This is a genomic window from Mesorhizobium sp. M4B.F.Ca.ET.143.01.1.1, from assembly GCF_004792275.1.
Classification (GTDB): domain Bacteria; phylum Pseudomonadota; class Alphaproteobacteria; order Rhizobiales; family Rhizobiaceae; genus Mesorhizobium; species Mesorhizobium abyssinicae.
The window spans coordinates 401,388-415,350 of the sequence record NZ_SRSR01000006.1; the positions used below are offsets into that span (position 1 = coordinate 401,388).

Consider the following 13,963-nt stretch of genomic DNA (forward strand, 5'->3'; position numbering starts at 1 on the left):
TTCAGATTGCCCTGAAATTGTGCCGCGTCGGAAATATTGTCATGATATTATTTTCCTAATTGACATGATTTAGCGCGTTCCGCATCGTTAAGGGCATAGGCTTCTCCAGAACGGGGAAATTGATTGCCCGCGCCCATCATCAAGGTCGACGCCATTTCCAAAAGCTTCGGCGCCTTCAAGGTGCTGGACGGCCTGTCGATGCAGGTCATGCCCGGCGAGAAGCTGGCGCTGATCGGCCCGTCCGGCTCCGGCAAGACGACGATCCTGCGCATCCTGATGACGCTGGAGAAGATCGACGGCGGTCACATCCAGGTCGATGGCGAGCATCTCTACCACATGGAGCGCAACGGCCAGCTCCTGCCCGCCGACGAGCGCCATCTGGCGAAAATGCGCCAGAAGATCGGCATGGTCTTCCAGCTGTTCAATCTGTTTCCGCACAAATGCGTCATGGACAACGTGACGCTGGCGCCGATGCTGACCAAGGGCGTGGCGCGCGCCGCAGCCGAAAAGCGGGCGATGGAACTGCTCGACATGGTCGGCATGGCCGACAAGGCCAAGGCGATGCCGGCGCAGCTTTCCGGCGGCCAGAAGCAGCGCGTGGCGATCGCCCGGGCACTCGCTTTGTCGCCGAAGATCATGCTGTTCGACGAGGTCACCTCGGCGCTCGACCCGGAGCTGGTCGAGGAGGTGCTTAACGTCATGCGCAAGCTCGCCGCCGAGACCGACATGACGATGCTGCTCGTCACCCACGAGATGGGCTTCGCCCACGATTTCGCCGATCGCGTGCTGTTCTTCGACCGCGGCCGCATCGTCGAGGAAGGCAAGCCCGACGAGATTTTCCGCCACCCCAAGCAGGAGCGCACGCAAGGCTTCCTGAAAAAGATCATCGCGGCCGGACACCGCGTCTAACGGGCCACGAAGTCGTCCCGCGGGCGACGAAGCCCGAAGCGACGAGACCATCCTAGACGGGCGACGCAGTCGTCCTGAAACAACGCAAACCAGGATAACAACAAGGAGTTGGGAACAATGAAGAAACTTGCCATTCTGGCCGGCGTCGCCGGCCTCGCGGTGACCACGATGCTGCTTGCCTCCGGCGCGCGCTCGGCCGACGACGCCAAGCTCGAGCAATTGAAGGGGCAGGGCTTCGCCCGCGTCGCCATCGCCAACGAGCCGCCCTACACGGCGGTCGCCGCCGACGGCAAGGTCTCGGGCGCCGCGCCCGACGTGGCGCGCGAGATCTTCAAGCGCCTGGGTGTCAATGACATCGTCGCCTCGATCTCCGAATATGGCGCCATGATCCCCGGCCTGCAGGCCGGCCGCTTCGACGTCGTCACCGCCGGCCTGTTCATGAAGCCGGAACGCTGCGCGGCGGTCGCCTATTCCGAGCCGGTGCTGTGCGACGCCGAGGCGATGCTGGTCAAGAAGGGCAATCCGAAGGGTTTCAAGAGCTATGAGGACGTCGCCAAGGATAGCTCCGCCACCATCGGCGCGCCGGGCGGCGGCACCGAGGAGAAGCTGGCGCTCAATGCCGGCGTGCCGCGCGATCGCGTCATCGTCGTGCCGGACGGCCAGAGCGGCCTGAAGATGCTGCAGGACGGCCGCATCGACGCCTATTCGCTGCCCGTGCTGTCGATCAACGACCTGGTCAAGAAGGCCAACGATCCGAATCTCGAAGTCATCGCTCCGGTGATGGGCGCGCCGGTCTATTGCGACGGCGCCGCCTTCAAGAAGGGCGACGAGGCGCTGCGCGATGCCTACGATGTCGAGCTCGCCAAGCTGAAGAAGTCGGGCGAGTTCGCCAAGATCATCGAGCCCTACGGCTTCTCGGCGGCCGCCGCGATGTCGACAACGCGCGAAAAGCTCTGCGCGGCGAAGTAGGGCGCTTTCTTCCTTCTCCCCGTTCACGGGGAGAAGGTGGCCCGAAGGGCCGGATGAGGGGCAGCGCCAAGATATCAGAAGGTGGCTCCGCCCCTCATCTGCCTGCCGGCATCTTCTCCCCGTAGAACGGGGAGAAGAAAGCTAACCGCCAACGTTGGAACCCAGATGACCCAGTGGTCCGGCTATCTCGGCCTGATATTGCAGGGAGCGCTTGTCACCATCGAGCTGACGCTGATGGGGTCGGTGCTGGCGCTGATCATGGCCTTCCTGGCCGGCATGGGGCGGCTGTCGCGCTTCTTCATCGTGCGCGCGTTGGCCACCGCCTATATCGAGTTCTTCCGCGGCACCTCGATCTTCGTGCAGCTGTTCTGGGCCTACTTCGTGCTGCCCCTTGCCGGCATTTCGCTGACGCCGCTGCAGGCCGGCGTGCTGGCGCTGGGCCTGAATGTCGGCGCCTACGCGGCGGAAGTAGTGCGCGGCGCCATCCAGTCGATCGGCCGCGAGCAGTACGAGGCCTGCACCGCGCTCAATCTCGGCCGCTGGCAAGGCATGCGCCATGTCATCCTGCCGCAGGCGCTGCTGGTCATGCTGCCGACCTTCGGCAACAACGCCATCGAACTGCTCAAGGCGACCTCGGTGGTCTCGCTGATCTCGCTCGCCGATCTCACCTTCCAGGCGCAGGTGGTGCGCTCGCAGACCGGCAACACGCTGATGCCATTCACCACCATCCTGGTCATCTATTTCGTGCTTGCGCTGGTCATCTCCTGGGGCGTGCGCTCGCTGGAACGCCGCATGGCGCGCGGCATCGACGGAGTGCGCGTCTGATGGACTGGGATTGGAATTTCGTCAGGGAGATCCTGCCGACGCTGATCCAGGGGGTGAAGATCACCATCCTGGCGACGCTGCTCGGCTCGGTGCTGGCGGCGATCGTCGGCCTGGCCATCGCGCTGGCGCGGCGTTCGGAGAACCGGGCCGTGTCGCGCACCGTCGGCTTCCTCGCCGAATTCATCCGCGGCACGCCGCTGCTGGTGCAGCTCTATTTCATCTTCTACGTGCTGCCCGACTTCGGCATCCTGTTGCCGCCGCTGGTGGCTGGCGTCATCGGGCTCGGCTTGCACTACGGCACCTACACGGCAGAGGTCTACCGCGCCGGCATCGACAACGTGCCGCGCGGCCAGTGGGAAGCCGCCAAGGCCTGCAATCTCGGCGCCGGCCAGACCTGGACGCACATCATCCTGCCGCAGGCGATCCCGCCGATGATCCCGGCCCTGGCCAATTACTTCATCGCCATGTTCAAGGAGACGCCGCTGCTCTCGGCGATCACCGTGCTGGAGCTGATGAACCAAGCCAAGAGCGTCGCCAACACCTATTACCGCTACGTCGAGCCGATGACGCTGGTCGGCGCCTTCTTCCTGATCATCAGCCTTTTCTCGGTCGTGCTGCTGCGCTGGCTGGAACACCGCTACGGCAAGATCGAAAGGTAGTTTTGATGCAACCGCTGCCCGAAATCAGGCTGTTGCCGACAAGGCCGGCCCTCGATGCGCGCCCGCTGGAAAAGCGCGTCGGCCTGATCATCCTTGCCACCGACCACACCAGCGAGCCGGATTTCCGCCGCATGGTGGCGAGCGAGCGGATCGGCGTCTATGTCGCCCGCATCCCCTACAAGAACCCGACCACGCCGGAGAATCTGCGCAGGATGCAGCCTGAGCTTGAGGCCGCCGCCGCGCTCATCCTGCCGGACGAGCCGCTCGACGCCATCTGCTATTCCTGCACCTCGGCCTCGGTGGTGATCGGCGACGCCGAGATCGAGGCGGCGATACGGGCCGCCAGGCCCGGCGTTGCCGTGGTGACGCCGCCGATGGCCGGCGTCGACGGGCTGAAGGCGCTGGGCGCGAGACGGATCAGCATCCTCACCCCCTACACGGTCGAGACCAGCCGGCCGATGGCGGCCTATTTCGCCGAGCGCGGCTTCGAGATCGTGAGCTTCACCTGCCTCGGCTTCGAGGACGACCGTGAGATGGCGCGCATCCCGCCGGCCGCGCTCGTCGAACTGGCCGGCAAGGCAACCGATGCCGAGGCTGATGCGCTGTTCGTGTCCTGCACCGCGCTGCGCTCGGCGCTCGCGGTCGCCGGCATGGAGCAGGCGATCGGCCGCCCGGTCGTCACCAGCAACCAGGCCACGGCCTGGAATTGCCTGCGGCTGTGTGGCGACGACACGGCGCGGCCTCAGTTCGGCCGGCTGATGACGAAGTCGCTGAGCCAATCATGACGAGCGCCATCACCCTCGCCGACATCCGCGCCGCCCGCGAGCGCATCGCCGGCAAGGTCGAGCGCACGCCGAACGTGCAGTCGCAAAGCCTTACGGATCGCATCGGCCACCCCGTCCACCTCAAGCTCGAACACCATCAGACCACCGGCGCCTTCAAATTGCGCGGCGCCTCGAACGCGATCGCTTCACTAAGCCCTGAGGATAAGACGCGCGGCGTGGTCGCCGCCTCGACCGGCAATCACGGCCGCGCGCTGGCGCATGCGGCGCGGCTCGACGGCATCCGCGCCGTGATCTGCATGTCGCGGCTGGTGCCCGACAACAAGCTCGACGCGATCCGTCGGCTCGGCGCCGAGATCCGCATCGTCGGCAACAGTCAGGATGATGCGCAGAAGGAGGTCGAGAAACTGGTCGCCGAACAGGGCTTGGTCATGCTGCCGCCCTTCGACCACCCCGACATCATTGCCGGCCAGGGCACGCTCGGTCTGGAGATCATCGAGCAGGTGCCGGACGCAGCAAGCGTGCTGGTGCCGCTGTCCGGCGGCGGGCTGGCTTCGGGCGTCGCCGCCGCCGTCACGGGCGTCAGCCCGAACACTAAAGTCATCGGCGTCACCATGGCGCGGGGCGCCGCGATGAAGGCGAGCCTCGACGCCGGCCGGCCAGTCGAGGTGGAGGAACTGCCGACGCTGGCGGATTCGCTCGGCGGCGGCATCGGCCTTGACAACCGGCTGACCTTTGGCATGTGCCGCGACCTGCTCGACGATGTTATCCTGCTTTCCGAGGGCGAGATCGCCGCCGGCATCCGTCATGCCTATGAAGAGGAGCGCGAGATCGTCGAGGGCGCCGGCGCGGTCGGCATCGCCGCGCTGCTTGCCGGCAAGGTCAAGACGGCCGGGCCTGCCGTGCTCATCCTGTCCGGCCGCAACATCGACATGGCGCTGCACAGAAGAATCGTCTGCGGCGAGGCGCCATCAACCGTGGAGCGTGCCGCATGAGCCGGATGATGATCCTCACCGAGGCCGAGCTGCGCCAGATCGTTGCCCTGGATCTCGATGCCGTGGCCTGCGTCGAGAACGCCTTTCGCGCGCTGGCCACGCTGCCGGTGGCGATGCCGCCGATCCTGCGCCTCGACATTCCCGAGCATCACGGCGAGGTCGACGTCAAATCCGCCTATGTACCTGGCATCGACGGCTTCGCCGTCAAGATCAGCTCCGGCTTCTTCGACAATCCGAAGCTCGGCCTGCCCAGCGGCGGCGGCATGATGGTGCTGCTCTCGGCCAAGACCGGGCAGGTCGAGGCGCTGTTGCTCGACAATGGCTATCTGACCGACATCCGCACCGCCGCCGCCGGCGCGGTCGCGGCCAGACACCTGTCGCGGCCGGACTCGGCCGTCGCCGCGATCTTCGGCGCCGGCCTTCAGGCCGGGCTGCAGCTCGAGGCGCTGCGCCTGGTGCGGCCGATCGGGGAAGCCCGCATCTGGGCGCGCGATGCCGCCAAGGCAGACGCCACCGCTGCCCGCTTGCGCGAGAAGTTCGGCATCATGGTGCGCGCCGAGCCGGACGCGGCGAAGGCGGCCGCCGGCGCCGACATCATCGTCACCACGACGCCGTCGACCGAACCGCTGATCAAGGCCGGCTTCGTCGTGGCCGGCCAGCACATCACCGCCATGGGCTCGGATGCCGAGCACAAGAACGAGATCGCGCCGGCGATCCTGCGCATGGCCGATCTCTATGTCGCCGACAGCGCCAGGCAAACCAAGCGGCTCGGCGAACTGCATCATGCCATCGCGACCGGGGTGATGACGGCCGACGCCGACGTTACCGAACTCGGCCAGATCATCGCCGGCGACAAGCACGGACGGCGCTCGGACAGCGACATCACCATCGCCGACCTCACCGGCACCGGCGTGCAGGACACGGCGATCGCCACCTTGGCCCGGGACCGCGCCCAAGCGGCCAATGCCGGGACCATTTTCGAAAGCTGATGCCTGGCCAAGGCGTGATCCGGAAAGGTGGAAACCTGCTTTCCGAAAAGGCCGCAAGGCCCAACAAACGAGGACCAAGAACAATGCAGCCGAATTTGAAATTCACGCGCGGCGAATATGCGGAGCGCCTCGCCAAGACGCGGAAGGCCATGGCGGCCAAGGGGGTCGATCTGCTGATCGTCAGCGATCCCTCCAACATGGCCTGGCTGACGGGCTATGACGGCTGGTCGTTCTATGTCCATCAGGCGGTCATCGTGCCGCCCTCCGGCGAGCCGGTCTGGTATGGCCGCGGCCAGGACGCCAACGGCGCCAAACGCACCGCCTATCTCGCCCATGACAACATCATCGGCTACGCCGACCGCTACGTGCAGTCGACCGAGCGCCACCCGATGGACTTCTTGTCCAGCGTGCTTTCCGATCGCGGCTGGGAGAAGCTCACCATCGGCGTCGAGATGGACAATTACTGGTTCTCGGCCGCCGCCTTCGCCGCCCTGCAGAAGCACCTGCCCAACGCCCGGTTCGTCGACGCCACCGCGCTGGTCAACTGGCAGCGGGCGGTGAAGAGCCCGACCGAGATCGACTACATGCGCAAGGCCGCCCGCATCGTCGAGGCCATGCACCAGCGCATCGTCGACAAAATAGAGGTCGGCATGCGCAAATGCGATCTGGTCGCCGAGATCTACGATGCCGGCACGCGCGGCGTCGATGGGATCGGCGGCGACTATCCGGCGATCGTGCCGCTGCTGCCGTCGGGCGCCGATGCCTCGGCGCCGCATCTGACCTGGGACGACCGGCCGATGCAGGCCGGCGAGGGCACCTTCTTCGAGATCGCCGGCTGCTACAACCGCTACCATTGCCCGCTGTCGCGCACCGTCTTCCTCGGCAAGCCGACGCAGGCCTTCCTCGATGCCGAGAAGGCGACGCTGGAAGGCATGGAGGCAGGTCTTGCCGCCGCCAGGCCCGGCAACACATGCGAGGACATCGCCAACGCCTTCTTCGCCGTCTTGAAGAAATACGGCATCGTCAAGGACAACCGCACCGGATATCCGATCGGCATCTCCTATCCGCCGGACTGGGGCGAGCGCACCATGAGCCTGCGCCCCGGCGACCGCACCGAGCTCAAGCCCGGCATGACCTTCCATTTCATGACGGGCCTCTGGCTGGAGACGATGGGGCTGGAGATCACCGAATCCATTCTCATCACCGAGACCGGCGTCGAGTGCCTGGCCAATGTGCCGCGCAAGCTGGTCGCGAAGGATTGATCGCGATGCCGGCCTTGCGTCCCTCACCGATCGCCCCGACCGTCGATTTCGACAAGGACGGCGTCCAGCACGGTTTCCTGCGCCTGCCCTACAGCCGCGACGATTCGGCCTGGGGCTCGGTGATGATCCCGGTCTGCGTCATCCGCAACGGCAACGGGCCGACGGCGCTGCTCACCGGCGGCAACCACGGCGACGAGTATGAGGGGCCGCTGGCGCTCTACGACCTTGCCCGCACGCTCGATCCCAGGGACGTCTCTGGCACCGTCATCATCGTGCCGGCGATGAACTACCCGGCCTTCCGCGCCGGCACCCGCACCTCGCCGATCGACAAGGGCAATCTCAACCGCAGCTTCCCCGGCCGCCCCGACGGCACGGTGACGGAAAAGATAGCCGACTATTTCCAGCGTGAGCTCCTGCCGCGCACCGACATCGCGCTCGACTTCCACTCCGGCGGCAGGACGCTCGACTTCGTGCCGTTCTGCGCCGCCCACATAAGGCCGGACAAGGACCTGGAAGCGAAGGGCTTCGACGCGGTCGAGGCGTTCTCGGCGCCGTGGTCGATGAAGATGCTGGAGATCGACGCCGTCGGCATGTTCGACACCGCTGCCGAGGAGATGGGCAAGCTGTTCATCACCACCGAGCTCGGCGGCGGCGGCACCTCCCGCGCCGAGACGGTGCGCATCGCGCGCCGCGGCGTGCGCAACGTGCTCAAGCATGCCGGCATCGTCGCCGGTGCGGTCGAGTTGGCAAAGACCCGCTGGCTCGACATGCCTTCCGGCGACTGCTTCGCCTTCGCCGAGGACGACGGCATGATCGAGACGATGGTCGATCTCGGCGAGCCCGTCGAGGAGGGACAGGTCGTCGCTCGCATTCATGGCATCGGCCGCACCGGCGTCGCGCCGCAGGAGATCGGGGCGAAAATGTCGGGCCTGCTCGCGGCGCGGCATTTTCCAGGCCTGGTCAAGGCCGGCGACTGCGTTTCGGTGGTGGCGGTCGAGGTGGGGTGACGCGACGCGCGCACCCATGAAGTGATCCTCGGCTATTTGACGCCGGCCCGGCGGAAGTCGGAGGGCGACATGCCGGCAAGCTTGCGGAACGACTTGTTGAAGGCGCTGAGCGAGCCGAAGCCCGAATCCATGGCGACGCGCAGCACATTGGCGTCTTCATGCATCAAGAGCGCCTGCGCATAGCTCAGCCGCAGCAGGTTGACATACTCGTTGAGCGTCATCCCGGTCGACTTCTTGAAGATGCTCATGGCGTATTTCGGGTGGATGTCGACGACAGCCGCTATGTCGACGCAGTCGATCTCATAGAGGAAATTCTCGGCGATGAAGTCGCACATGCGTCCGACATTGCGCGAGGACTGCTGGTCGAAGGGGCTGCCCGCCGAATGTGCGGCGGGAGCCCTCGAAACAAGCCGGTAGGGTTCGAACCTCACCCGCTCCAGCCGAAGCAGCAGCTCGTTCACCGCGTGCTCGGCTTTGGCCGCGTCGCCCGAGCGGGCGTAGCTGTTCCAGCGCTCGAAATTGTGGTTGTCGGCCTGGTCGGTGGCCGACGTCACCAGCGTGGCGCCCGTCATCAGCCGGTGCCGGACATCGGTGGGCAGATGCAGCCGGAAGAAATGCACCAGCGGCAGATGCGCCCCGGCATAGACGGCATCGTCACTGAGATCGTCCATCTGGTGCGGCAGGCCGCCCCAGAACAGGCACATCTCGCCGGCCGACAGCGAGATCTCGTGATCATTCATCAAATAGTGCACGCTGCCGCGCACGATGAAATTGACTTCCACCTGCGCGTGCCAATGCGGCTTGAGCATAACCAGCGGCTGTGTGTGGAACATCTGCAGCATCAGCGGCATGCCTTCCACGCTGCTGGCGCCAGGCTGGTAGAACGGCCGTTCCGGCATCTTACTTTCCGCCAATTTTCTTTTCCCTTTGTCCGGGACAAGCCTTCCGCGCTGCATAATCTAGCCACGCTCACTGTGAGAGAGCAAATGAAATGGGAGGAGTTCAATGCGCACCACACTGACCTGCGCCGCGCTCGCGCTTGCCCTGGGCTCCGGCCCGGCCATGGCGCAATCCGGCGAAATCACGATCTGGAGCTGGAACATCGCGGCTTCGTCGCTGAAGGCCACCGTCGCCGGCTTCAACAAGAAATACCCCGACATCAAGGTGACCGTCGAGGATCTCGGCAACCAGCCAACCTATGACAAGTCGATTGCCGGCTGCGCCGCCGGCGGCGTCGGTCTGCCGGACATCGTTTCGATCGAGAATGGCGAGGCCGAGAACTACTGGAGCCAGTTCCCCGACTGCTTCGTCGACCTGCATACGCTGGGCTACACCGCCGAGGACCAGAAGAAATTCCCCGATTTCAAGCGCACCGAGCTCGAGGTCGGCGAGAAGGCCTATGCGATGCCTTGGGATTCCGGCCCGGTCGCCTCCTTCTACCGCCGCGACTTCTACGAGAAGGCCGGTGTCGACCCCGCCTCGATCAAGACCTGGGACGATTTCATCGCCGCCGGCAAGAAGATCCAGGCCGCCAATCCCGGCGTCACCATGACCAACGCCGATTTCAACGGCGACACCGAATTCTTCCGCATGATCGCCAACGAGCAGGGCTGCGGCTATTTCGCCGAGGACGGCCAGTCGATCACGGTCAACCAGCCCAAATGCGTCGACACGCTGACCAAGATCAAGGAGATGAAGGACGCCGGCATCATGGCCTCGGCCGACTGGGGCACCAAGATCACCAACAACACCGCCGGCGCCGTCGCCACCCAGGTCTATGGCGGCTGGTATGAGGGCACCATCCGCACCGAATCGGCCGGCGAAAACGGCAAGTGGGGCGTCTATCCGATGCCGAGCCTGACCGCCGACGGCCCGCGCGCCGCTAATCTCGGCGGCTCGTCGCTGGCCATCACCTCGGCCTCGAAGAACAAGGAAGCGGCCTACGCCTACCTGAAATACACGCTGGAGACCAATGAAGGCCAGATCACCATGCTGAAGGATTTCGGCCTGGTGCCGTCGCTGATCTCGGCGCTCGACGACCCCTATGTCTCGCAGGGCCTGCCTTACTGGGGCGGCCAGGCGGTGTGGAAGGATATCCTGGCCACCCTGCCCAAGGTCGTGCCGAGCCGCGGCACGCAGTTCCAGAGCGATGCCGAGCTCATCATGCGCGCCGTGCAGACCAAATATCTGGGCGGCGGCTATCCGGACGCCAAGGCGGCGCTCGACGACGCCGCCAGCCAGATCGCCTCGGCGACTGGGTTGCCGGTGAAGTGAAGGCAGAGATGCTGGTGGGCCAGATATAGGGCACCTTGCCGGACTGTTGGCGCTGCCCCTCACCTGCCTGCCGGCATCCTCTCCCCGTATAGTGACGAGGAGAGGGACGCTGCCGCCAGCGATTTCGCCAATCGCCAGCGTTGCAAAGCAGGATGCCAAGGCCGCGGCTAGCCCCTTCTCCCCGTCACTATACGGGGAGAAGGTCCCGGCAAGGGGATGAGGGGCGGCGCTGACCTGGCCAAATCATGCTGCCCCCACCGGCTGCATCCATATCAACACTGCCCGCCACAACAGGCGGCAACCGATCGAAGGAGGAAACGATGCGCCATCAGAACGCCACGGCCTATCGTTTCCTCACGCCCTATCTGCTGATCTTTTCCATCTTCTGGGTCTGGCCGATCATCAGCTCGTTCCTGATCTCCTTCCAGGCGACGCGCACCGTGCCGTGGCGCTTCGCGCCGACCTTCAACTGGGGCCGGCTGATCGGCGACCCGGCCTTCTACAACGCGCTGAAGAACACGCTGCTCATCCTCGTCATCCAGGTGCCGGTGATGATCTCGCTGGCCATCGTCATGGCGGTGCTGTTGAACTCGCCGCTGCTGAAAGTCCGCGGCCTCTACCGCTTTGCTTTCTTCGCCCCGGTGGTGGTCGGCGAGGTTGCCTATTCGGCGGTGTTCCGGCTGATGTTCAATCTGAACTTCGGCATTATCAACAAGCTCTTGAACAGCGTCGGCCTGCCCAGCGTCGACTGGTTCTCCAACGTCACGCCGGCAATGGCGCTGATCATGATCGCGGTGACCTGGCGCTGGGCCGGCTACAACGCCATCATCCTGCTTGCCGGCCTGCAGTCCATCCCGGACGACGTCTATGAGGCGGCCACGCTCGACCGCGTCAGCAAGGTCAAGCAGTTCTTCTACATCACCCTGCCGCTGTTGAAGCCGATCATCGTCTTCTGCGCCGTGCTGTCGATCATCGGCACCATGCAGCTGTTCACCGAGCCGTTCCTGATCACCGAACGCGGCGGCCCCGGCGGCGGCACCGAGACGCTCGGCCTGCTGCTCTACCGCCAGGGCTTCCGCTCGCTCAATTTCGGCTATGCCTCGGCCGTCGCCTACACCATGGCGGGGCTGGCGATCGCCATCACCCTGGTGCAGCTCTGGCTGACGAGAGACCCGAAATGACCTCGCGCTCGCAAAGCCGGCTCGGCCGCGCAATCGCGCTGCATCTGTTCCTGACGCCCCTGGCGGTGATCTGGCTGTTTCCGCTGTGGATGATGGTGGTGTTCTCGACCATGCCCGACAACGGCATCTTCAGCCCCGGCATCGAGCTTCTGCCGCACGACAATTTCGTCGACAATTTCAACAATCTGCAGCGCGACACCAATTTCGTCGGCGCCATCGGCATCTCGGTTTCGGTGGCGGGGACCTACACCTTCCTGTCGGTTCTGCTCACCTCGATGGCCGGCTGGGCGCTGGCGCGCTATCAGTTCGTCGGCAAGGGCGCGGTGGTGGCGATCATCCTCGGCACCATCACGCTGCCCTATTCGGTGGTGCTGATCCCGCAGTTCATCATGGTGGCGCGCGACTTCCAGCTCGCCAACACCTGGATCGCGCTGATCGTGCCGCCGCTGTTCAATTCGCTCGGCGTGCTGTTCATGCGGCAGGCCTTCTCGATGATGCCGGCCGATCTGTTCGACGCCGCCCGCGTCGAGGGCGTCAAGGAGTGGCGCATCTTCCTGTTCGTCGCGCTGCCTTTGGCACGGCCGATGCTGGCCGCGCTCGCCATCATCCTCTTCCTCGCCTCGTGGAACAATTATCTCTGGCCGCTGCTGATCAACAGCCAGCCCGGTTCGATGACCGCGCCGGTGGCGCTCGGCACGCTGATCGGCCTGACCAAGGTCTCCTGGGGCGGCATCATGGCCGGCGCCGTCATGCTGACCGTGCCGATGCTCGTCGTCTTCGTGCTCCTGCAGCGTCATTTCATTGCCGGCATCGCCGCCGGCGCGGTCAAGTAGGAAAGGCGATATGGCAGCGGTCACACTTACCAATGTCGTCAAGCGCTTCGGCGGCTTCGGCGTCGTCCATGGCGCCAACATCGACATCGCCGATGGCGAGTTCGTCGTCTTCGTCGGCCCGTCCGGCTGCGGCAAGTCCACGCTGCTGCGCATGATCGCCGGGCTGGAGGACATCAGCGCCGGCGAGATCGCCATCGGCGGCAAGGTGGTGAACGATGTCGAGGCGGCCGAGCGCGGCATCGCCATGGTGTTCCAGTCCTACGCGCTCTACCCGCACATGACGGTGGAGCAGAACCTGAGCTTCGGCCTGCGCATGAACGGCAACCCCAAGGCCGACACCGAGCGGCGGGTGAGGCGCGCCGCCGAGATTCTCCGCATCGACGAGCTGATGCACCGGCGGCCGAAGCAATTGTCGGGCGGCCAGCGCCAGCGCGTCGCCATCGGCCGCGCCATTGTGCGCGAGCCGCAAGTGTTCCTGTTCGACGAGCCGCTCAGCAATCTCGATGCGGAGCTGCGCGTCCAGATGCGGGTCGAGATATCCAGGCTGCACAAGGAGCTCGGCGTCACCATGATCTATGTGACGCACGACCAGACCGAAGCGATGACGCTGGCCGACCGGATCGTCGTGCTCAAGGCCGGCAATGTCGAGCAGATCGGCGCGCCGCTCGATCTCTATGACGACCCGGCCAACCGCTTCGTTGCCGGCTTCATCGGCTCGCCGAAGATGAATTTCATGCCGGCGAAGGTGGTCGAGACCGGGCAGGGCGCGGCGACGGTCGAGCTCGTCAATCACGCCGGCGCGCGGCTGAGCAAGCCGCTCCAGAGCGCGCCTCCGGCTGTCGGCGCCGAGGTCGTGCTCGGGGTCAGGCCGGAACACTTCTTCGATGCCGGCAAAGGCGAATGCGACATCGCCGTCAAGGCCGATGTCGCCGAGCATCTCGGATCGGTGAGCTACGTCTACGCCGGTGCCGGAGACGACGAACTGATTATCGAGCGCGAGGCATCCAGGCAGCGGGCGAGCGGCGACCATCTGACGGTGGCGATCAAGGCCGACAAGGCGCTGCTCTTCGACACCAAGGGCGCGCGGATACGCTAGAGCAATTCCAGGAAAAGTGTGTAACGGTTTTCCGTCCGGAATTGCGTAAAAACAAATACTTAGAGCGGTTCGACGATTCCAAGAAACGTTGAACCGCTCTAGAGCATGATCCCGAAAAGCGGGAACCGGTTTTCGGAAAAGATCATGCTCGAACAAAATGGTCCATTCTTGCCCGCTCGCGG

Annotated in this window: 14 protein-coding genes; 13 read left to right on the forward strand and 1 reads right to left on the reverse strand. The window is 65.1% G+C overall.

Annotation, left to right across the window (positions count from 1 at the left end):
• Positions 1–123: 123 nt before the first annotated feature.
• The 9 genes from ehuA to doeB all read left to right on the forward strand — a co-directional run bounded on the left by ehuA (position 124) and on the right by doeB (position 8,397).
• Positions 124–909: an ectoine/hydroxyectoine ABC transporter ATP-binding protein EhuA gene (gene ehuA / locus EN786_RS17965; RefSeq protein ID WP_127286484.1), complete on the forward strand. Its 786-nt coding sequence runs from the start codon at positions 124–126 to the stop codon at positions 907–909.
• A gap of 117 nt (positions 910–1,026) precedes the next feature.
• Positions 1,027–1,878, forward strand: coding sequence for an ectoine/hydroxyectoine ABC transporter substrate-binding protein EhuB (gene ehuB, locus EN786_RS17970; protein ID WP_127309142.1), 852 nt, complete (start codon positions 1,027–1,029; stop codon positions 1,876–1,878).
• A 165-nt stretch (positions 1,879–2,043) separates the two neighbouring features.
• Positions 2,044–2,703, forward strand: a complete 660-nt coding sequence (gene ehuC, locus EN786_RS17975) for an ectoine/hydroxyectoine ABC transporter permease subunit EhuC (protein ID WP_127309141.1) — start codon at positions 2,044–2,046, stop codon at positions 2,701–2,703.
• Positions 2,703–3,362 (forward strand): ectoine/hydroxyectoine ABC transporter permease subunit EhuD, encoded by a 660-nt coding sequence (ehuD, locus tag EN786_RS17980; protein WP_127286487.1) that lies wholly within the window; start codon positions 2,703–2,705, stop codon positions 3,360–3,362. The genes ehuC and ehuD overlap by 1 nt, the downstream gene beginning before the upstream one ends.
• A gap of 5 nt (positions 3,363–3,367) precedes the next feature.
• The gene (gene eutA, locus EN786_RS17985; RefSeq protein ID WP_127309140.1) at positions 3,368–4,147 is read left to right on the forward strand and encodes an ectoine utilization protein EutA; all 780 of its coding nucleotides are present in this window, start codon (positions 3,368–3,370) and stop codon (positions 4,145–4,147) included.
• Positions 4,144–5,139 carry a hydroxyectoine utilization dehydratase EutB gene (eutB, locus tag EN786_RS17990; protein WP_189340251.1) on the forward strand — a complete coding sequence of 332 codons (996 nt, stop codon included), beginning with the start codon at positions 4,144–4,146 and terminating at the stop codon, positions 5,137–5,139. The genes eutA and eutB overlap by 4 nt, the downstream gene beginning before the upstream one ends.
• Positions 5,136–6,128, forward strand: a complete 993-nt coding sequence (locus tag EN786_RS17995) for a cyclodeaminase (RefSeq protein ID WP_127309139.1) — start codon at positions 5,136–5,138, stop codon at positions 6,126–6,128. Before eutB ends, EN786_RS17995 begins: the two co-directional genes overlap by 4 nt.
• Before the next feature lie 83 nt (positions 6,129–6,211).
• Positions 6,212–7,390: an ectoine hydrolase DoeA gene (gene doeA, locus EN786_RS18000; protein ID WP_127309138.1), complete on the forward strand. Its 1,179-nt coding sequence runs from the start codon at positions 6,212–6,214 to the stop codon at positions 7,388–7,390.
• Positions 7,391–7,395: 5 nt separating this feature from the next.
• Positions 7,396–8,397, forward strand: coding sequence for a N(2)-acetyl-L-2,4-diaminobutanoate deacetylase DoeB (gene doeB, locus EN786_RS18005; RefSeq protein ID WP_127309137.1), 1,002 nt, complete (start codon positions 7,396–7,398; stop codon positions 8,395–8,397).
• Between the two features lie 32 nt (positions 8,398–8,429).
• Here the strand turns inward: doeB and EN786_RS18010 are convergent, their stop codons facing one another.
• A complete protein-coding gene (locus tag EN786_RS18010) occupies positions 8,430–9,296 on the reverse strand; it encodes a helix-turn-helix domain-containing protein (RefSeq protein WP_127309155.1) in 867 nt (288 codons plus the stop codon).
• A 106-nt stretch (positions 9,297–9,402) separates the two neighbouring features.
• On the opposite strand from EN786_RS18010, the gene EN786_RS18015 reads away from it, so the two are divergent.
• From EN786_RS18015 to ugpC, 4 genes are all read left to right on the forward strand, one after another.
• On the forward strand, positions 9,403–10,671 hold the full coding sequence (locus tag EN786_RS18015; RefSeq protein WP_127286635.1) for an ABC transporter substrate-binding protein: 1,269 nt from the start codon (positions 9,403–9,405) through the stop codon (positions 10,669–10,671).
• A 320-nt stretch (positions 10,672–10,991) separates the two neighbouring features.
• Positions 10,992–11,852: a sugar ABC transporter permease gene (locus EN786_RS18020; protein WP_126057345.1), complete on the forward strand. Its 861-nt coding sequence runs from the start codon at positions 10,992–10,994 to the stop codon at positions 11,850–11,852.
• The gene (locus EN786_RS18025) at positions 11,849–12,685 is read left to right on the forward strand and encodes a carbohydrate ABC transporter permease (protein ID WP_135908700.1); all 837 of its coding nucleotides are present in this window, start codon (positions 11,849–11,851) and stop codon (positions 12,683–12,685) included. Before EN786_RS18020 ends, EN786_RS18025 begins: the two co-directional genes overlap by 4 nt.
• 10 nt (positions 12,686–12,695) lie before the next feature.
• Entirely contained in the window at positions 12,696–13,781 is a 1,086-nt protein-coding gene (gene ugpC / locus EN786_RS18030) for a sn-glycerol-3-phosphate ABC transporter ATP-binding protein UgpC (protein ID WP_127311733.1), read from the forward strand.
• Positions 13,782–13,963: the final 182 nt, after the last annotated feature.

Coding starts and splice junctions, on each gene's coding strand:
- EN786_RS18020 (WP_126057345.1), top strand. CDS start 10,992: ATGCGCCATCAGAACGCCACGGCCTATCGTTTCCTCACGCCCTATCTG.
- EN786_RS17995 (WP_127309139.1), top strand. CDS start 5,136: ATGAGCCGGATGATGATCCTCACCGAGGCCGAGCTGCGCCAGATCGTT.
- ehuC (WP_127309141.1), top strand. CDS start 2,044: ATGACCCAGTGGTCCGGCTATCTCGGCCTGATATTGCAGGGAGCGCTT.
- doeB (WP_127309137.1), top strand. CDS start 7,396: ATGCCGGCCTTGCGTCCCTCACCGATCGCCCCGACCGTCGATTTCGAC.
- doeA (WP_127309138.1), top strand. CDS start 6,212: ATGCAGCCGAATTTGAAATTCACGCGCGGCGAATATGCGGAGCGCCTC.
- eutB (WP_189340251.1), top strand. CDS start 4,144: ATGACGAGCGCCATCACCCTCGCCGACATCCGCGCCGCCCGCGAGCGC.
- eutA (WP_127309140.1), top strand. CDS start 3,368: ATGCAACCGCTGCCCGAAATCAGGCTGTTGCCGACAAGGCCGGCCCTC.
- ehuB (WP_127309142.1), top strand. CDS start 1,027: ATGAAGAAACTTGCCATTCTGGCCGGCGTCGCCGGCCTCGCGGTGACC.
- EN786_RS18015 (WP_127286635.1), top strand. CDS start 9,403: ATGCGCACCACACTGACCTGCGCCGCGCTCGCGCTTGCCCTGGGCTCC.
- EN786_RS18010 (WP_127309155.1), bottom strand. CDS start 9,296: ATGCCGGAACGGCCGTTCTACCAGCCTGGCGCCAGCAGCGTGGAAGGC.
- ehuD (WP_127286487.1), top strand. CDS start 2,703: ATGGACTGGGATTGGAATTTCGTCAGGGAGATCCTGCCGACGCTGATC.
- ugpC (WP_127311733.1), top strand. CDS start 12,696: ATGGCAGCGGTCACACTTACCAATGTCGTCAAGCGCTTCGGCGGCTTC.
- EN786_RS18025 (WP_135908700.1), top strand. CDS start 11,849: ATGACCTCGCGCTCGCAAAGCCGGCTCGGCCGCGCAATCGCGCTGCAT.